Source organism: Staphylococcus marylandisciuri (assembly GCF_025519785.1).
GTDB lineage: Bacteria > Bacillota > Bacilli > Staphylococcales > Staphylococcaceae > Staphylococcus > Staphylococcus marylandisciuri.
On the sequence record NZ_JAOPKZ010000004.1, the window covers coordinates 112,208 to 132,047 of the forward strand.

17 protein-coding genes and 1 tRNA gene are annotated in these 19,840 nt (G+C 37.1%); all 18 read left to right on the forward strand.

The features are described from left to right. Positions 1 to 81: 81 nt before the first annotated feature. The 18 genes from N9R04_RS03260 to ftsZ all read left to right on the forward strand — a co-directional run bounded on the left by N9R04_RS03260 (position 82) and on the right by ftsZ (position 19,827). Entirely contained in the window at positions 82 to 702 is a 621-nt protein-coding gene (locus N9R04_RS03260) for a succinate dehydrogenase cytochrome b558 subunit (RefSeq protein WP_262855071.1), read from the forward strand. Positions 703 to 750: 48 nt separating this feature from the next. Next, positions 751 to 2,517, forward strand: a complete 1,767-nt coding sequence (gene sdhA / locus N9R04_RS03265; protein ID WP_262855072.1) for a succinate dehydrogenase flavoprotein subunit — start codon at positions 751 to 753, stop codon at positions 2,515 to 2,517. Further along, positions 2,517 to 3,320: a succinate dehydrogenase iron-sulfur subunit gene (gene sdhB, locus N9R04_RS03270; protein WP_262855073.1), complete on the forward strand. Its 804-nt coding sequence runs from the start codon at positions 2,517 to 2,519 to the stop codon at positions 3,318 to 3,320. Before sdhA ends, sdhB begins: the two co-directional genes overlap by 1 nt. Positions 3,321 to 3,699: 379 nt before the next feature. Beyond that, positions 3,700 to 4,509, forward strand: coding sequence for a glutamate racemase (gene racE / locus N9R04_RS03275; RefSeq protein ID WP_262855074.1), 810 nt, complete (start codon positions 3,700 to 3,702; stop codon positions 4,507 to 4,509). Between the two features lie 2 nt (positions 4,510 to 4,511). Continuing rightward, positions 4,512 to 5,090, forward strand: a complete 579-nt coding sequence (locus N9R04_RS03280; RefSeq protein ID WP_262855075.1) for an XTP/dITP diphosphatase — start codon at positions 4,512 to 4,514, stop codon at positions 5,088 to 5,090. 1 nt (position 5,091) lies between these two features. Further along, positions 5,092 to 5,601, forward strand: a complete 510-nt coding sequence (locus N9R04_RS03285; RefSeq protein ID WP_262855076.1) for a YfcE family phosphodiesterase — start codon at positions 5,092 to 5,094, stop codon at positions 5,599 to 5,601. A 531-nt stretch (positions 5,602 to 6,132) separates the two neighbouring features. Continuing rightward, a complete protein-coding gene (locus tag N9R04_RS03290; RefSeq protein WP_262855077.1) occupies positions 6,133 to 6,579 on the forward strand; it encodes an N-acetyltransferase in 447 nt (148 codons plus the stop codon). Between the two features lie 301 nt (positions 6,580 to 6,880). Then, positions 6,881 to 6,954: transfer RNA gene (locus tag N9R04_RS03295), tRNA-Arg, on the forward strand. An 830-nt stretch (positions 6,955 to 7,784) separates the two neighbouring features. Next, positions 7,785 to 9,398 (forward strand): bacillithiol biosynthesis cysteine-adding enzyme BshC, encoded by a 1,614-nt coding sequence (bshC, locus tag N9R04_RS03300; RefSeq protein ID WP_262855078.1) that lies wholly within the window; start codon positions 7,785 to 7,787, stop codon positions 9,396 to 9,398. A gap of 147 nt (positions 9,399 to 9,545) precedes the next feature. Further along, the gene (mraZ, locus tag N9R04_RS03305) at positions 9,546 to 9,977 is read left to right on the forward strand and encodes a division/cell wall cluster transcriptional repressor MraZ (protein WP_262855079.1); all 432 of its coding nucleotides are present in this window, start codon (positions 9,546 to 9,548) and stop codon (positions 9,975 to 9,977) included. 14 nt (positions 9,978 to 9,991) lie between these two features. Continuing rightward, on the forward strand, positions 9,992 to 10,927 hold the full coding sequence (gene rsmH / locus N9R04_RS03310) for a 16S rRNA (cytosine(1402)-N(4))-methyltransferase RsmH (RefSeq protein WP_262855080.1): 936 nt from the start codon (positions 9,992 to 9,994) through the stop codon (positions 10,925 to 10,927). A gap of 17 nt (positions 10,928 to 10,944) precedes the next feature. Next, positions 10,945 to 11,343, forward strand: a complete 399-nt coding sequence (ftsL, locus tag N9R04_RS03315; RefSeq protein WP_262855081.1) for a cell division protein FtsL — start codon at positions 10,945 to 10,947, stop codon at positions 11,341 to 11,343. Then, positions 11,324 to 13,600 carry a penicillin-binding protein gene (locus N9R04_RS03320; RefSeq protein ID WP_262855082.1) on the forward strand — a complete coding sequence of 759 codons (2,277 nt, stop codon included), beginning with the start codon at positions 11,324 to 11,326 and terminating at the stop codon, positions 13,598 to 13,600. Before ftsL ends, N9R04_RS03320 begins: the two co-directional genes overlap by 20 nt. A 300-nt stretch (positions 13,601 to 13,900) precedes the next feature. Continuing rightward, positions 13,901 to 14,866 (forward strand): phospho-N-acetylmuramoyl-pentapeptide-transferase, encoded by a 966-nt coding sequence (gene mraY / locus N9R04_RS03325; protein ID WP_262855083.1) that lies wholly within the window; start codon positions 13,901 to 13,903, stop codon positions 14,864 to 14,866. A 5-nt stretch (positions 14,867 to 14,871) separates the two neighbouring features. Further along, complete coding sequence (gene murD / locus N9R04_RS03330; protein WP_262855084.1) at positions 14,872 to 16,221, forward strand: UDP-N-acetylmuramoyl-L-alanine--D-glutamate ligase; 1,350 nt, start codon at positions 14,872 to 14,874, stop codon at positions 16,219 to 16,221. 15 nt (positions 16,222 to 16,236) lie between these two features. Beyond that, positions 16,237 to 17,133 (forward strand): cell division protein FtsQ/DivIB, encoded by an 897-nt coding sequence (locus N9R04_RS03335; protein ID WP_262855085.1) that lies wholly within the window; start codon positions 16,237 to 16,239, stop codon positions 17,131 to 17,133. 104 nt (positions 17,134 to 17,237) lie between these two features. Then, positions 17,238 to 18,632 (forward strand): cell division protein FtsA, encoded by a 1,395-nt coding sequence (gene ftsA / locus N9R04_RS03340; protein WP_262855086.1) that lies wholly within the window; start codon positions 17,238 to 17,240, stop codon positions 18,630 to 18,632. A gap of 28 nt (positions 18,633 to 18,660) precedes the next feature. After that, the gene (gene ftsZ / locus N9R04_RS03345; protein ID WP_262855087.1) at positions 18,661 to 19,827 is read left to right on the forward strand and encodes a cell division protein FtsZ; all 1,167 of its coding nucleotides are present in this window, start codon (positions 18,661 to 18,663) and stop codon (positions 19,825 to 19,827) included. Positions 19,828 to 19,840: the final 13 nt, after the last annotated feature.

Genomic DNA, 19,840 nt, shown 5'->3' on the forward strand with positions numbered 1-19,840 from the left:
TTCTAGTTCAACCTAAAAGGGCGTAGAGGAATATCTATAAAAGAAATCGAAATTAATTAGTTTTTCAGGGGGGACTTCCTTTTGGCTTATACAAAAAATCAATTCTATCTTAGACGTCTACATTCGTTGCTAGGCGTAATTCCTATTGGTGGCTTCTTGATCGTTCACTTGTTAGTAAACCATCAAGCAACCAAAGGAGCAGAAGCATTTAACCAAGCAGCAGGATTTATGGAATCACTACCGTTCTTAATTATTCTTGAATTCTTATTTATTTATATACCGTTACTTTATCATGGAATTTATGGTGTACATATCGCGTTTACAGCTCAAGTCAATGTAGGACATTATTCTCGTTTCAGAAATGTAATGTTCTTCTTACAACGTGTAACAGGCATCATTTCATTCATATTCATTGCAATTCACTTGTGGCAAACGCGTATTCAAAAGGCTATTGGTGGACACGAAGTTAACTATAATATGATCCATGATTTAATCCAAAGTCATCCTGTACTAGTGTTAGGCGGCTACATTATCGGTATCTTAGCAGTAGTCTTCCATTTTTCTAATGGTTTATGGTCATTCTTAGTAACTTGGGGTGTCCTACAATCTAAGTTTTCACAACGCGTGTTTACTTGGGTATCTTTAATTGTATTCTTAATTATCGGATACATTGGTGTAAGTGCAATTATCGCATTCGTATAGAGTAAAAGGTTTAATTAGTCTAAGAGTATAACTAGGGGAGTGACATTTATGGCAGAGAAAAAAGTAATTGTTGTCGGTGGAGGACTTGCCGGTCTGATGTCAACAATTAAAGCAGCGGAACAAGGGGCACACGTAGACTTATTCTCACTTGTTCCAGTTAAACGTTCGCACTCAGTATGTGCGCAAGGTGGTATTAATGGGGCAGTTAATACTAAAGGTGAAGGTGACTCACCATGGATTCACTTTGACGACACTGTTTATGGTGGGGATTTCTTAGCAAACCAACCACCAGTTAAAGCGATGACAGAAGCAGCACCTAAGATCATTCACTTACTAGATCGCATGGGCGTTATGTTTAACCGTACAAACGAAGGATTATTAGATTTCCGTCGTTTCGGAGGTACCTTACATCACCGTACTGCTTATGCAGGCGCTACTACGGGTCAACAGCTTCTATACGCTTTAGATGAACAAGTACGTAGTTTCGAAGTTGATGGCTTAGTGACTAAATATGAAGGTTGGGAATTCCTAGGTGTTGTAAAAGGTGAAGATGACAGTGCACGTGGTATCGTCGCTCAAGATATGACTACAGCTGAAATTAAAGGTTTCGGTTCAGATGCAGTTATCATGGCCACAGGAGGACCTGGTATAATCTTTGGTAAAACTACGAACTCTATGATCAACACTGGATCAGCAGCTTCAGTAGTTTATCAACAAGGTGCTAAATACGCTAATGGGGAATTCATCCAAATCCATCCAACTGCGATCCCTGGCGATGACAAATTGCGTTTAATGAGTGAATCTGCACGTGGTGAAGGAGGTCGTATCTGGACTTATAAAGATGGTAAGCCTTGGTACTTCTTAGAGGAAAAATACCCTGACTATGGTAACCTTGTACCTCGTGATATCGCTACACGTGAAATCTTTGATGTGTGTGTGAACCAGAAATTAGGTATCAACGGAGAGAATATGGTCTATCTAGACTTATCGCACAAAGACCCGCATGAATTAGATGTTAAGCTCGGTGGTATCATTGAGATTTATGAAAAATTCACCGGTGATGATCCACGTAAAGTTCCAATGAAGATATTCCCAGCCGTTCACTATTCAATGGGCGGTCTGTATGTTGACTATGATCAAATGACTAATATCAAAGGTTTATTCGCAGCAGGTGAGTGTGACTATTCTCAACACGGGGGTAACAGATTAGGTGCTAACTCATTGCTATCTGCTATTTATGGCGGTACTGTTGCCGGACCTAATGCAGTGAAATACGTTGAAAATATTGAAGACACATATAAAGATATGGATCAAAGCATTTACGATAAACGTGTTCAAGAAGAGCAAGAACGTTTCGACAAGTTACTTAATATGAAGGGGACAGAAAATGCCTATAAACTTCATAAAGAGCTTGGTGAAATCATGACTGCCAACGTTACAGTTGTCCGTGATAATGAAAAGTTATTAGAAACAGATAAGAAAATCCAAGAGTTAATGAAACGTTATGAGGATATCGATATTGAAGATACACAAACTTGGAGTAACCAAGCAGTTTTCTTCACTCGCCAACTATGGAACATGTTACAATTAGCACGTGTAATCACTATAGGTGCTTACAATCGTAATGAATCACGCGGTGCTCACTATAAACCAGAGTTCCCTGATCGTAACGACGAAGAATGGTTGAAAACAACATTAGCTGAATACCAAGGTAGAACTGAAGCACCTAAGTTCACATACGAAGATGTGGATATCAGCCTGATTGAACCTCGTAAACGTGACTACACTCAAAAGTCTAAAGGAGGTAAAAAATAATGGCAGAGCAAACTAAGGATCAAACACAGCAACAAACTAAACATAAAGAGCCCATCAAACTCATCATTAAACGCCAAGACGATAGCGAATCAAAACCATATTATGAAGAGTTTGAGATTCCATATAAAGAGAACTTAAACGTCATTGCATGTCTAATGTACATCCGTAGAAATCCAGTTAATGCTAAAGGTGAAAAAACAACACCAGTTACTTGGGATATGAACTGTCTCGAAGAGGTTTGTGGTGCTTGTTCGATGGTGATTAATGGACAGGCTAGACAGTCTTGTTCAGCCATTATCGATCAGTTAGAACAACCTATTAAATTAGAACCTATGAGCACGTTCCCAGTAGTCAGAGACTTACAAGTTGATCGTTCAAGAATGTTTGATAACTTGAAACGTATGAAAGCTTGGGTACCTATCGATGGTACGTATGACTTAGGACCAGGACCACGTATGCCAGAGAAGAAACGCCAAACTGCATACGAATTATCTAAATGTATGACTTGCGGCGTTTGTTTAGAGGTTTGTCCTAACGTGACTAGTACAAATGACTTTGTCGGTGCGCAAGCTATATCTCAAGTTAGATTATTCAACTTGCATCCGACGGGTTCAATGACTAAAGATGAACGCTTAGATGCCCTTATGGGTGGCGGCGGTTTACAAGCTTGTGGTAACTCTCAAAACTGTGTAAACGCTTGTCCTAAGAGTATCCCATTAACAACATCTATTGCGGCTATGAACAGAGAAACATCATTCCATATGTTTAAATCATTCTTTGGTTCAGATCACAAAGTAGACTAATCAATAGAAGATGAAGCCCCGGCACTAAGTCGGGGTTTCTTAGTTATATATGGGTTGTATTTTTAGCAGTTAGTTAATATTTGCTGACCGTATTTAGGCTCTTTGTCAAATAGGACTGGTTAATGAAAACCGGGAGCGGGACTACGAAATTTTTTTATTCAATTTAGATTTCTGTCCCGCTCCCTTTTTTGGATGAGCTACAAAATGATTTGTACATTGAATGATAGGTTCCGGAGAAGAGTATATATCGTGCAATGTTTTTTATATGATTAAATTGAGCTACTGTTTCCAACTTTCATATTTTTAAGCGCAGTAAATGATGGCAGAATTAGGATTGTGCTAAAATATAATTAAATAAATACTAAGGATGTTTGTTAACATGGAGAAACCCATCGGTGTGATAGATTCAGGTGTTGGCGGTTTAACAGTAGCTAAAGAAATTATGCGTCAACTCCCTAATGAAACAATTTATTACTTAGGTGACATTAAACGCTGTCCGTATGGCCCTCGGGACGCTGACCAAGTTAAACGGTTTACGATTGAATTAGCTAAGACGTTAATGCAGTACGAGATTAAAATGCTTGTCATAGCTTGCAATACTGCTACTGCTGTAGCTCTCGAAACACTAAAGAGCATACTTCCTATTCCAGTGATAGGAGTGATTGAACCAGGTGCGCGCACAGCTATCATGACGACTACAAACAATAATGTTCTAATACTAGGAACTGAGGGGACAATCAAATCTGAGGCTTATCGCCATCATATTAAGCATATTAATCCTAATGTCGATGTAGCTGGGGTAGCTTGTCCGGGTTTTGTCCCTTTAGTTGAACAATTACGCTATCGTGAACCGACGATTACGAGTATTATTATCCATCAAACGTTGAAGCAGTGGAGACATAGTGAAGCAGATACTGTCATATTAGGATGCACGCATTATCCTTTGCTTTATCAACAAATTTATCAATATTTTGGCGGAGAGAAAACGGTGATTTCATCAGGATTAGAGACTGCTCGAGAGGTCAGTGCTTTGCTGACGTTTAGTAATGAGCACGCGGGTTTTAAAAATTCTCCACAGCACCAATTCTTTGCAACTGGAGATACGGAACATATTGAATACATTATTAAAGAATGGTTAGGTCTAAATATTAAAGTTAAACAGATAGAACTTGAAACAAAGGAGTTATAAATGTGGAAGATTTAGTTATTGCATCTAATAATAAAGGGAAAATTGAAGATTTTAAAGTTATCTTTCCTCAATATAATGTCATAGGTATAAGTGAAATTATTGAAGGTTTCGATGTAGAAGAGACGGGTACAACCTTTGAAGAAAACGCCAAACTGAAATCTGAAGCTGCGGCTAAGGCATTAAATAAAAGAGTTATTGCTGATGATAGTGGCTTAAATGTAGATGCATTAGGGGGAGAACCAGGTGTCTATTCTGCTCGCTATGCTGGGGAAGGTAAAAACGACGACGATAATATTGAGAAAGTATTAAATAACTTAGGAGATACCGACCAACGTGATGCGCAATTTATATGTATTATTAGCATGAGTGCTCCAGATGAGGAGACGATACAATTTAAAGGTGTGGTTGAAGGCGAGATAACAAGAATCAAATGTGGAGCAAATGGGTTCGGCTATGATCCGATCTTTTACTTAAAACAAAAAGGTAAAACGATGGCGCAACTGTCTCCAGAGGAGAAAAATCAAATTAGTCATCGTAAACGTGCTATAGAGAAACTAGAAAGATATTTGAAGGATGAATGATATGACGCAGATGATATTAGTTAGTGATAATCACATGGAGCAGGGTATCTTATATGAAGTAATGAAACAATTCCCTGAGTGTAATGTAGCTATCCACCTCGGTGATTCGCAATTTACATATGACGACATTGAACTAAGTCAGTTTGTGCGTGTAAAAGGTAATACAGATTTTTATCCTGAATTTCCAGCCGAAGAAATCGTAAATGTTAATGGAGTTCGGGCTTTTTGTGCGCATGGTCATGTACATGAAGTCAATCGTACGAGAGATATATTAGTTAATCAAGCTAAGATGCACCGTTGTCAATTCGCTTTTTATGGTCATACACATGTGGCAAAGCATGAAGAAATAGAGGGCATTCATGTTATAAATCCAGGAAGTATTTCACAATCGCGGAGCAGGATTGAAGAAACATATGCCGAAATAAATGTAGATGATAAAATAGGAAAAGTCTATCTAAAATTTAGAAATCGTAACCACGACGTCATTAGTGAAGAAGTGTTTCAATTGTAGCTTTATAGATATTTAGCAATATGAGGATGGGACATAAAGGTTTTTAATTAGAGAGAAAGGGAGCGGGACTACGAAATCTTTTTATTCAAATTATATTTCTGTCCCGCTCCCCGGGGTTATTCTATTCAAACTCATATTCTATATATACGTAGAGGCGAGTTAGAAATTTTTAGTGTGTTTTTACTAAACAATATGATATAATTAAATAGTAGGTTTAATACCTACATTTAATGAACAGTTAGGTGTATGAAGGTGTTATGTCTACACACTTTCTACCCGCCTCTTCGGAGGCGGGATTTTTTAGTTTAAAAAAGAAGGCTAGACTAAAGCGTTTAGGATTTGAGCGACTCTGTTGAACATCCTGCTTTTGAGAAATAGTAAATTCGTTTTTTAGGATATAGAAACCATATACCTCCATCCTATATTAATGAAGAAACTCGTCACATTATCTACAAACAACAACAATATTTTGTCAATACTGAACATAATCATGTATAATAGTACTAAATAAACTAAAGGTGGGGGTACATAATGAGTGACGTAAAGCGTCTCGATATCAATTATAAAACCGACGAACTTTTCGAAGAGTTCCGTAACTTTGGAAATAAAGATTTATTTATGGTAGACGAATTGCGTGGCGAGATGATTGACGCAAGCTCAGTCTCGCCTTTCTATGGTATCTACGTAGGTGATCGTTTAGGAGCACGAATGGCTCTCTATCGCAAAGGCGAAGTCGAGGAAACTTATTTCCCTAAATATGATGACTATCTTGTGTTATGGAAATTAGAAGTATTAAAATCTTTCCAAGGTAGAGGTTACGGTGAACAACTTCTTAATTTTGCCAAAGATCAAGGTCTACCAATTAAAGTTATCGCACGCAATCGTTCGAAAGACTTCTTCCTTAAACATGGTTTTGAAGATACAGGGGAACAGAATCAAGAAGGCAACGATGTACTTCTGTGGGCACCTAATAACTAATTTAAAAGCTATAATATAACAAATATTTTAATTTCAGGGAGCGGGACAGGAATCTTTTTATTCAAATTAGATTTCTGTCCCGCTCCCATTTGTCCTCTTAATGATAAACTGTTTAATACGATAGAGGAAAGCAATTTATATAGTTAATAGGTAAAAGACACTATTAAATAATATAGGGCATATTTAATATTACGTTGCAAATAGCCTAATTTAGTGAAAAATCTTTTTAAAATTCAACAATACACGTATTGCTTTCTTTAAAGCAGTTAGTTATAATTGATATTGTGTTAAAAATAGTTATGTCCTGGTAGCTCAGCTGGATAGAGCAATGGCCTTCTAAGCCATCGGTCGGGGGTTCGAATCCCTCCCAGGACGTTAAACAACGTTGATATGACAACGTTTACCGATTGCAAGTGTCAAATATGTGTCAAGAAAATAATTTTCTGACACGTTGACCTTGTATTTTTTTTGGCTTTTTGTCAAATAGGACTGGTTATTGAAAACTAGAGGCTGGGACATAATGGTCTTTAACTAGAAAGAAAGAGGCTGGGACATAATGGTCTTTAACTAGAAAGAAAGAGGCTGGGACAAAAAGGTCTTTGACTAGAGAGAGAGGCTAGGACATAAATCCGAGCCTCTTTCAGCCTTGGCAGTAGATGACTGATTTGAAAACGCGCTTGTATCAAGCTTTTTTCAATTCTAGTCATCCTTGCCGGGGCGGGACTACGAAATCTTTTTATTCAAATTAGATTTCTGTCCCGCTCCCTTCAACATCTTGGCAGTAGATGACTGATTTGAAAACGCGCTTGTATCAAGCTTTTTTCAATTCTAGTCATCCTTGCCGGGGCGGGACTACGAAATCTTTTTATTCAAATTAGATTTCTGTCCCGCTCCCTCTTTCAACATCTTGGCAGTAGATGGCTGATTTGAAAACGCGCTTGTATCAAGCTTTTTTCAATTCTAGTCATCCTTGCCGGGGCGGGACGACGAAATCTTTTTGTTCAAATTAGATTTCTGTCCCGCTCCCTTTTCTTCTGCCTCTTTGTTAAATAGGATCAATGGATGGGATTGAATAGTTGAGTTTACTCGCTATCTGCATATTAAATATTAGTTTTTTCTTCTCTTTATATAGTAAGCCGTATAATTGTCATCAGGCAATATAATCTTTATACTGTAATAGAATGAAATGACTAAGGAGAATGGGAATGCACAGTAAGACGATTGAGTTAAGTCATGATGATCAATTTATTAAAAATATAGAAGACAGCGATACAGTTCTAACACAATTTTTCGAATATGATGCGATGGATTCTGAAAGCTATCAATTAAAAATGAATAGTTCAAATAATGGAAGAGAACAAGGGGTTTCTGAAATTATTCAACAATATATGGCAGGTTTAGATTTATCCTCTGAGCAATTAGATAACTTAAAAGCGCTGAGCCATGGGGCGAAAGTTGTTATTGGAGGTCAGCAAGCTGGATTACTGGGCGGCCCGCTTTACTCTTTTCATAAAATCTTTTCTATTATAACTTTAGCACGTTCTCTTAAAGACAAATTTAGTGAACAAATTGTCCCCGTCTTTTGGATAGCTGGTGAAGATCATGATTTTGATGAAGTAAATCACACGTTTGCATACAACCAAGGAGAGGCGAACTTGAATAAAGTTAAATATCATACTTTAAAGCCGCCGCAAAATAGTGTTACTCATTATCATCCTAGTAAGAGCGATCTTAAAGTAGCAGTGCGTGATTTCTTTAAAGAGCTACCTGAGACTGAGCATACTAAGCCATTAATAGAAATGTGTGAAGAAATTATAATGACCAATGATAATTGGTCGGATATGTTTCGAGCATTGATTCATCAAGTTTTTAAAGAATATGGTCTATTAATCATTGATGCTCAATTCAAACCACTTCGTGAGTATGAAAAATCATTTTTAAAATCTTTACTGTACAACCATCAATCAATTGATCAAGCGTTCAAACAAGCTCAAACAGATGTAGAACATCAAGGGTTAAAAAAGATGATTCAAACAGAATCAAATGTCCATCTGTTTATCGAAGAGGATGAAGTCAGAGAATTATTGACTTTCGAAGAAGGTAGTTACAAAACCTCTAAATCAAATAAATACTATACGTATGATGAACTAGTTAGCTTAATTGATAATGAACCTGAAAGGTTTTCAAATAATGTGGTAACACGGCCACTGATGCAAGAATGGCTTTTTAATACTATTGCTTTTATAGGCGGTCCTAGTGAAATTAAGTATTGGGCTGAATTGAATCAAATCTTTAAAGTATTAGAAATTGAAATGCCGATAGTCTTACCTAGACTTAGAATAAGTTATCTCAACGCACGCACAGAAAAGTTACTTTCTCGATACCAAGTAGATACAAGCACCGCAATTGAAGGTGGTTTGGAAAAGTACAAGTCGGAATTTATTCGAAGTAAAGCTTCAAGTTCATTTATACAACAAGTAGAGCATATGCAAAAGCGACAATCAGAACTCTATAAGTTACTTAAGCTTGAAGTTAAAGGTAATAACGATAATGAATTGCTAGTAGACAAAAATAATGAAATACATCAAAAACAATACGAGTATTTACTACAAAGATATCTATTAAATATTGAACGAGAAAACGATATAAGCATGAAACACTTCCGTGAGATTGAATCTGTACTCCATCCTATGGGTGGTTTACAAGAGAGAATATGGAATCCGTTACAAATTATGAACGAATTTGGGACAGATGTGTTCAGTCGCTCCACTTTTCCACCACTTGATTACACATTCAAACATATCCTTGTAAAACCTTAGAGCCACAGCGTTTTACCCGATTTGACGTCGAATCAAATCGGGTATTTTTTTATGCAAAATAAAGAAATGAGGTAAATGTTGTATAAATAGTGGAGGATAGTGGGGAGATGTGGTAAATTATATATATAGAAGGTGAGGTGAAATAAAATGTTCATGGGAGAGTACGAGCACCAACTTGATACGAAGGGTCGTATGATCGTTCCTTCTAAGTTTCGTTACGATTTAAATGAACGTTTTATTATCACTAGAGGCCTCGATAAATGCTTGTTTGGTTATACACTTGAAGAATGGCAAACGATAGAGGAGAAGATGAAAACCTTACCTATGACGAAAAAAGACGCACGTAAATTCATGCGTATGTTCTTCTCTGGCGCTATCGAAGTAGAGTTAGACAAACAAGGACGTATCAATATTCCGTCAAACTTACGACAATACGCTAATTTAAGTAAGGAATGTACAGTAATTGGGGTTTCAAATCGCATTGAGATTTGGGATCGCGAAACTTGGAACAACTTCTATGAAGAATCTGAAGAGAGTTTCGAGGATATTGCTGAAGATTTAATTGACTTTGAATTTTAAATGGAGGTATTTGTGTGTTTCATCACGTCAGCGTCATGTTAAAAGAAACCATTGACGAACTTAACGTAAAACAAGATGGTACGTATGTTGACTGTACGCTTGGCGGAGCAGGACATGCACTCTATTTAGTACAACAACTTAGTGATAAAGGGCATCTAATCGCTATAGATAAAGACCAAACTGCTTTAGATAACGCGAAAGATGTGCTTAAAGATCACTTAAGCAAAGTTACTTTTATACATAGTAATTTTAGTGAATTAACAGAAATTTTGAATGATTTAAATATAGAGAAAGTCGATGGTATATATTACGATCTCGGCGTTTCAAGTCCGCAGTTAGATGTACCTGAACGCGGCTTTAGTTATCATCATGATGCAAAGTTAGATATGCGTATGGATCAGACTCAAGAGTTAACGGCTTATGATGTAGTAAATGATTGGACTTTTCAAGAACTTGTGCGGATTTTCAATCGCTATGGTGAAGAAAAGTTTGCAAAGCAAATTGCTAGACGTATTGAACAACATCGCGCTAAGCAACCCATCGAAACTACTTTGGAACTCGTTGATGTTATAAAGGAAGGGATTCCTGCTAAGGCACGGCGTAAAGGTGGACATCCTGCTAAAAGAGTCTTTCAAGCAATAAGAATCGCTGTTAATGACGAGCTTTCTGCATTTGAAGAATCGCTTAAACAAGCAATTGAGTTGATCCGTGTTAATGGAAGAATATCAGTAATATCTTTCCATTCCTTAGAAGACCGATTGTGTAAACAGATGTTTCAGGAGTATGAGAAAGGTCCTGAAGTACCAAGAGGCGTACCGATGTTACCTGAAGCTTACACACCTAAATTAAAAAGAGTTAATCGCAAGCCAATCGTCGCGACCGACGAAGATGTAGAAGAGAATAACAGAGCGCGCAGTGCTAAGTTACGCGTTGCAGAAATACTAAAATAAGGAGTGGAATTATAACGATGGCTGTAGAAAAAATTTATGAACCATACAATACTGCACAACACGTACCTGAACAGCAACCAGAACCTAATAAAAAGGCAGATCAGTCTGTTAAACGTAAGGTCATAGTTAAACTAACTAAATTTGAAAAAATGTTATACATAGGTTTGATAACTGTAATTGCCTTCGTAAGTATTTATATGCTATCTTTAAAAATGGATGCGTACGACACTCATGGTAAAATAGCAGATCTAGATCATAAAATAGAAAAACAAGCAAGTGAAAATAGTGCTATCGAATCAGAAATCAAGAAAAACTCCTCATATCAGCGCATTTACGATAAGGCTAAAGAACAAGGAATGAGCCTTAAGAACGACAATGTAAAGGTAGTGCGTAATAATGGCGAAGCGAAAAATTAGACTAAAAAAACCTCTTTTTAAAATAAAAAAAAATAAAATAGGGGCAGTCCTACTCACTCTTGGATTCGGACTGCTCTTTTTTACGTTAGCTTTAAGATTTACATATATCATGCTTACTGGACATTCTTCTGGCCAGGATCTTATATTAAAAGCGAATCAAAAGTACTTAGCTGAGAAGACGCAACAACCCGAACGCGGAAAAATTTATGATCGAAATGGAAAGATACTAGCAGAAGATGTCGAGCGCTATAAATTAGTAGCTGTAATTGATAAAGCAGCTAGTAAAGACAGCGATAAACCCAAACACGTGGTAGATAAAAAGAAGACTGCTAAAAAATTATCTTCTGTACTTGATATGTCAGCAAAGGACATTGAGAACAAATTAGACAACAAAAAAGCATTCCAAGTTGAATTTGGGCAAAAAGGAACCAATTTGACTTATAAAGAAAAAGAGAAAATAGAGAAAATGCACTTACCTGGAATAGCACTCTATCCTGAAACTGAACGCTCATATCCTAACGGTAACTTCGCCTCCCATTTGATTGGACTAGCTCAAAAAGACCCAGATACTGGTAACCTTAAAGGCGCAATGGGAGTAGAAAAAATCTTCGATAGTTATCTATCAGGAACGAAAGGTTCATTGTCATATATTAGTGATATTTGGGGCTATATCGCACCGAATAGTAAAAAAGAGAAAATGCCCAAACGCGGTGATGATGTTCATCTCACATTAGATTCAAACATTCAAGTTTTCGTGGAACGTGCCCTTGATGAAATGGTTGATCACTTTAAGCCGAAAGACTTGTTTGCAGTCGTGATGGATGCAAAAACGGGTGAAATACTAGGTTACAGTCAGCGACCAACTTTCAATCCAGAAACTGGAAAAGACTTCGGTAAGAAATGGGCAAATGACCTTTATCAAAATACTTATGAGCCTGGTTCTACGTTTAAAACTTATGGTTTAGCAGCTGCTATTCAAGAAGGAAAGTTTAAGCCGAATGAAAAATACAAATCAGGTCATAGAGATATTATGGGTTCACGAATATCTGACTGGAATAAAGTTGGTTGGGGCAAGATTCCGATGACATTAGGCTTTACATACTCATCCAACACTCTGATGATGCACCTTCAAGATTTAGTAGGCGCTGACAAGATGAAGACGTGGTATGAAAAGTTTGGTTTTGGCAAACCAACCAACGGATTATTCGACAGTGAAGCTAAAGGTGGTATAGCTTGGGACAACGAAGCGCAACAAAAGACTTCAGCATTTGGTCAATCCACTACAGTTACGCCTATACAGATGCTTCAAGCACATTCAGCGTTTTATCATGACGGAAATATGGTTAAACCCTGGTATGTGAGTAGCATCAATAATCCTTCTACTAAAGATACCTTTTATAAAGGAAAGACAGAGTACAATGGCAAGCCCGTGACTAAAGAAACGACTAAAAAAGTCCGTACTGAACTCGATAAGGTGGTTAATAGTGAAAAGAGCCATGCTCAGAACTATCGTCTGAAAGGCTATAGTTTGGAAGGTAAGACTGGTACAGCGCAAGTGGCAAGTAAGAATGGAGGATATGAAACTGGCGATAATCCTTATTTCGTTAGCTTTATTGGAGCAGCACCAAAGAAAGACCCTCAAGTCATCGTTTACGCCGGAATGAGTTTAGCGCAGAAAAATGACCAAGAGGCTTATGAAATGGGTGTAAGTAAAGCATTTAAACCTATAATGGAGAATACGCTTAAATACCTAAATGTTACTGATAAGAACTCTAAAGATAAGTCTGACGTAAAATATAGTAAAGTTCCTCAAGTAGAAGGCAAGTCTCTTGATGATGCTAAAGATAGTATTGAATCCAAATCGCTAAAAGCTGAAGTTATAGGTAGCGGTAAAAAAGTTACTAAGCAATCTGTAGCGGCCAATAAATCATTACTTCCGAATAGTAGAGTGTTGCTATTAACCGACGGAGATGTCACAGTGCCAGACATGAGCGGTTGGTCTAAAGAAGAGGTCGTAGCCTTCGAACGATTAACTCATATTAAAGTTGATATCAAAGGTAGTGGTTACGTTAGTGATCAATCTGTTAAACAGGGTGAAAGTGTTGGTAAGAAAGACAAAGTTACAGTGCAATTATCTGCAAATGAAATAGAAGGAACCGAAAATAATGAGAAGCAAGATTTAAGTGGTAAACAAAAAGAAGAAAAGGATAAAAAAGATAAGAAAAATGCTTCTAAACATAAGGACAAATCCACTTAAGGTAATACAGACGTTTACTAGTGCGTTCTCAATTTAAATTATAGCCAACTATCGTTATACAATTTTAGAAAGGTTCTTAGTTGAAACAGACGGTTAGTTCACAAGTGTGAGGTTAATCATGAGCTCCGGTAGCATTTAGCTCCTTTAGAGATATTCATGAGAGTTTGAAATTGTAATCCAATATAATGGGAGTTTTCGCTAACATAGAGCGACAATTTTTCTCAGCTTGTGTAATAAATTGTCTCAATAAGGTGATTACGGTGTTCAATTAAGGTTGTTCCCAGATTCAAGGAGGATAATATGGTTTATTTATTAGCAATTAGTGCATTTCTTATAACATTTATATTGGTGCCTTTACTCATTCCAACCTTAAAGAGGATGAAATTTGGGCAAAGCATTCGTGAAGAAGGGCCTCAAAGTCATATGAAGAAGACAGGTACCCCTACGATGGGGGGCTTGACTTTCCTCATAAGTATAATTGTAACTACAATTGTAGGAATTATATTTACAGACTATCAAAACGAACTCATCCTGTTATTGTTTGTGACAATTGGGTTTGGATTAATAGGTTTCATAGATGATTATATAATTGTGGTAAAGAAGAATAATCAAGGGCTCACGTCTAAACAGAAGTTCTTAGCTCAAATAGCTATAGCAGTCATCTTCTTTATTTTGAGTTACGCCTTTAACCTTGCTGATTTCTCTACAGGTATTCACATACCGTTTACACACTTTGATCTCCCATTATCTGTTGTGTATGTAATTTTTATTATCTTCTGGCAAGTTGGTTTTTCGAATGCCGTCAATCTTACGGACGGTCTCGATGGTTTAGCTACAGGGTTATCTATTATAGGTTTCGTCATGTATGCAATCATGGCTTTTCTATTAGGGCAAGCAGCTATTGGTGTCTTCTGTATCATCATGATATGCGCTCTAGCAGGCTTTTTACCATTTAATCTTAATCCAGCTAAAGTCTTTATGGGAGACACAGGTAGTTTGGCACTGGGCGGTATATTTGCGACGATCTCCATACTTTTAAATGCTGAGATATCTCTCTTATTTATAGGTTTAGTCTTCGTTGCAGAGACGCTATCAGTAATGATGCAAGTGACCTCATATAAACTAACGGGTAGAAGAATATTTAGAATGTCACCGTTACATCACCACTTCGAATTATGTGGTTGGAATGAACGAAAAGTCGTTACTGTGTTTTGGACTGTAGGCCTTGTAGCTGGTTTAATTGGTTTATGGATTGGAGTGCACTAATATAAATGTTGAGTTATACAGGTTTAAAAGATAAGAATGTACTTGTAATAGGGTTAGCCAAAAGCGGATATGAAGCGGCGAAGCTACTTAATAAATTAGGTGCTAAAGTCGTCGTTAATGATGGTAAGGATTTAAGCCAAGATTCACATGCGAAAGATCTAGAAGACATGGGCATAGAAATTGTAGGGGGTCATCATCCCTTATCCTTACTTGATCGAGATCCTATAATTATCAAAAATCCAGGTATTCCGTACTCAGTACCTATTTTAGTGGAAGCGGTTAATAGAGGATTGAAAATACTAACAGAGGTAGAATTAAGTTATCTTGTTTCTGAAGCACCTATCATCGGTGTCACAGGTACTAATGGGAAGACTACTGTAACTTCACTTATAGGTGATATGTTTCAAAAGAGTCGTGAAGTAGGGCGTTTATCAGGTAATATCGGGTTTGTAGCTTCAAAAGTAGCTCAAGAAGTAAGTTCAGATGATTACATGATTACTGAACTTTCGTCGTTCCAATTATTAGGCATCGAGCAATATCGCCCTCACATCGCTATTATCACTAATATCTATTCAGCACATCTCGACTATCACGAAACATTAGAGAATTATCAAAATGCCAAAAAGAATATTTATAAAAATCAAACAGAAAATGATTATTTAATTTGCAATTACCATCAACGTCATTTAATTGAATCCGAATCATTAAAAGCGCGTACATATTACTTCTCGACACAGCAAGAAGTAGATGGTATTTATATTCAGGATAACTACATTGTTTTTCAAGGGTTTAGAATTATTCACGTAGATGATGTAGTGTTACCAGGAGAACATAATTTAGAGAATGTCTTAGCTGCAGTGTTAGCATCATTACTTGCGGGTGTTCCAGTAAGAGCTATCATTGATAGCTTAATCACTTTCTCTGGTATAGAACATCGCCTGCAGTATGTAGGAGCTAATAAGACGAATAAGTACTATAATGATTCTAAGGCAACTAATACATTAGCTACTCAATTTGCTTTAAACTCATTCGAGCAACCCATTATTTGGTTATGTGGTGGGCTAGATCGAGGAAATTCATTTGATGAATTAGCGCCATATATGAATAATGTTCGCGTGATGATAACTTTTGGAGAAACGCAAGATAAATTTGTTAAGTTAGGTTCAAGTCAAGGGAAATACGTTATTCGAGCTACTGATGTAGAAGATGCAGTTGATAAGGCACAAGAAGTTATCGAACCGAACGATATTGTACTTCTTTCGCCAGCATGTGCAAGCTGGGATCAATATAATACCTTTGAAGAACGGGGTCAAAAATTTATTGATCGCTTCCGTTCACATTTACCCCATTTTTAAAGGATGTGAAATAATTTGGCAGAGAACGTAAGCAAGTTTGACTCTAAGTATCTGAAAGCAAAACGTATTGCAAGACGACGACAAAGAAGACGTATACAAGTAGTTGGGTTTGGTATATTACTCTTAATCATCATATTGATATTACTGTATATGTTTACGCCTTTAAGCAAAGTAAAGCATGTTTATATTTCAGGCAATGATAATATTTCAACCAAAGAGATACGTCAAACTGTCAATGTTACGTCTCACTCTCGTATGTACACTTTTAGTACGGGTAAAGCTGAGAAGAAGTTAGAGGATAAAACTATGATTAAACGTGCCTCTGTGCATAAACAGTTTCCTAACAGTCTTGCAGTTAAAGTAGCTGAATATCAAATTGTAGGCTTGGTTAAGAGAAAAGATAATTATGTACCTATATTAGAGAATGGTAAAGTATTAGATAAAGACGACGCCGGCGAAGATAATGGGCCAGTGCTCACTAATTTCAACAAAGAAAAAGAAAAATATATGATTAGCGAACTCAGTAAGATACCTAAGGATGTTCGGTCGTCAATTTCAGAAATTAGTTACCAACCTGAAAAAGGTAATGTAAATCAAATCAAACTTTACACGTCAGACGATATCCAAGTATTGGGAAATATTCGCACTATCGCGAGTAAGATGAAATACTATCCTCAAATGTCGGAGTCTCTTGAACGTGATGAAAGTGGTAACCTCAAACGTTCAGGTTATATCGATCTGACTGTGGGAGCAGCTTTCGTACCGTACAGTGAAAATACTAGTGATCAATCAAATAGTGAAAAGAACGTTAAAGAAGGTTCTGATCATGAGGATAAAGCTAAAGATGAACTTCAAAACACTTTGAATAAGATTGATAAAAACAAAGATAAAGGTAAAGAAAAAAATAATTAAAAAAATTAGTTAAACGGATGTGTTTATAGTTCACAAGGTACATTACGTATTGTAAACTGAATGTAGTGTAAATTTGAAAAGTTATGGTCAGGAGGTGCCTATCTATGGAGGAACATTATTATGTAAGTATAGATATAGGTTCATCGAGTATAAAAGCAATAGTAGGCGAAAAATTTCATAATGGAATAAATGTGATAGGTACGGGACAAACCTATACGAGTGGAATTAAAAATGGATTGATAGACGACTTTGATATCGCTCAACAAGCGATTAAAGACACTATAAAGAAAGCGTCAATTGCTTCAGGTGTTGATATTAAAGAAGTATTCTTGAAATTACCAATTATTGAAACAGAAGTATTTGACGAAACAAATGAAATAGAATTTTACGAAGATACAGAACTCAATGGTGCGCATATTGAAGATGTCCTAGAAGGCATTCGTGACAAGAATGATGTTGAGGGCACCGAAGTCATTGATACTTTCCCAATTAAGTTTTATGTGGATGGAGATAATGAAGTCTCAGATCCGAAAGAATTAGTGGCTAGACACGCTCTACGTGTAGAGGCGGGCGTGATTGCTATTGAGCGCTCAATCTTAATCAATATGATTAAATGTGTAGAATCTTGTGGTGTTGATGTGTTAGATGTCTATTCTGACGCCTATAATTACGGCCCAATTCTCACGGCTACTGAGAAAGAGTTAGGAGCTTGTATCATAGATATTGGCGAAGATTTAACTCAGATTGCTTTCTATGAGCGCGGTGAACTTGTCGACGCTGACGCTATTGAGATGGGCGGACGTGATATCACTGATGACATCGCTCAAGGATTAAATACTACCCATGAGTCGGCTGAGAAGATTAAACACCAATATGGTCACGCTTTCTTTGATTCCGCCTCAGATCAAGACGTATTTAGTGTCAATCAATTAGAGAGTGAAGAAACGGTTCAATACACTCAGAAAGATTTAGCAGATATCATTGAAGCACGTGTGGAAGAGATATTCTTCAATGTGTTTGATGTGTTGCAAGAGTTAGGTTTAACAAAAGTGAACGGTGGCTTTATAGTTACAGGAGGTTCAGCTAACCTACTAGGTGTAAAAGAATTACTGCAAGATATGGTTAATGAAAAAGTTAGAATTCATACACCTTCACAGATGGGCATTAGAAAGCCTGAATTCTCTTCAGCTATTTCAACAATATCTAGCAGCATTACTTTCGATGAGCTGTTAGATTATGTTACAATTAGTAATCATGATAGTGAAGAATTTGAAGAAGAAGAGATAGAAGCTAATGATAAGGAGAATTCTTCAAAAACAAGTGGTTTTGATTGGTTTAAAAAGAAAACAAGTAAATCTGATGCACATCATGAAGATAAGTCAGCACGGACGAGTGCTAAAGAACCACATACTGTAGAACAAACTAAACACGATCAACATGAAGAACAACCAGAAGAAGAAAGTAAATTTAAGAAATTGATGAAATCTCTATTTGAATGATCGGCCATTAAATTTAGGAGGAAATACAATGTTAGAATTTGAACAAGGATTTAATCATTTAGCGACGTTAAAGGTCATCGGTGTAGGGGGTGGCGGTAACAACGCCGTTAACCGAATGATTGATCATGGTATGAATAATGTAGAATTTATTTCTATTAATACAGATGGACAAGCTTTAAATTTATCTAAAGCTGAGTCAAAAATTCAAATTGGTGAAAAGTTAACACGTGGTTTAGGTGCAGGTGCTAATCCAGAAATTGGTAAGAAAGCTGCAGAAGAATCACGTGAGCAAATTGAAGATGCTATCCAAGGCGCTGACATGGTCTTCGTAACAGCAGGTATGGGTGGCGGCACAGGTACTGGTGCAGCTCCGGTTGTTGCTAAGATTGCTAAAGAAATGGGTGCTTTAACAGTAGGTGTTGTAACACGCCCATTTAGCTTTGAAGGACGTAAACGTCAAACTCAAGCTGCTGCTGGCGTAGAGTCAATGAAGTCAGCAGTTGATACTCTGATCGTTATTCCAAATGATCGCTTATTAGATATAGTTGATAAATCAACACCAATGATGGAAGCATTTAAGGAAGCTGACAATGTGTTACGTCAAGGTGTTCAAGGTATTTCTGACTTAATCGCTGTATCCGGTGAAGTGAACCTCGACTTTGCAGACGTTAAGACAATTATGTCTAACCAAGGTTCTGCCTTGATGGGAATTGGGGTATCTTCAGGTGAAAACCGTGCAGTAGAAGCGGCGAAAAAAGCTATCTCTTCACCTTTATTAGAAACGTCAATTGTCGGCGCTCAAGGTGTGTTAATGAATATTACTGGTGGAGAATCATTATCTCTATTCGAAGCTCAAGAAGCAGCTGACATCGTTCAAGATGCTGCGGATGAAGATGTGAACATGATCTTCGGTACGGTTATCAACCCAGAATTACAAGACGAAATTGTTGTCACAGTCATTGCTACAGGCTTCGAAGATAAACCTGCTTCACAAGGTCGTAAAGCGTCTAACACTGGATTTGGTTCTAGTGCTTCCAGCAGTAGTCAAGAAAGCTCATTCTCTACGCGTACAACAGAAAGTGCGGGTGGGGTTGAGAACACTACAGAAACGAGAAGTCACTCTACTAAAGAAGACGATATTCCTAGCTTTATTAGAAATCGAGAAGAAAGACGTTCAAGAAGATCTAGACGTTAATTAATTTCAAGGT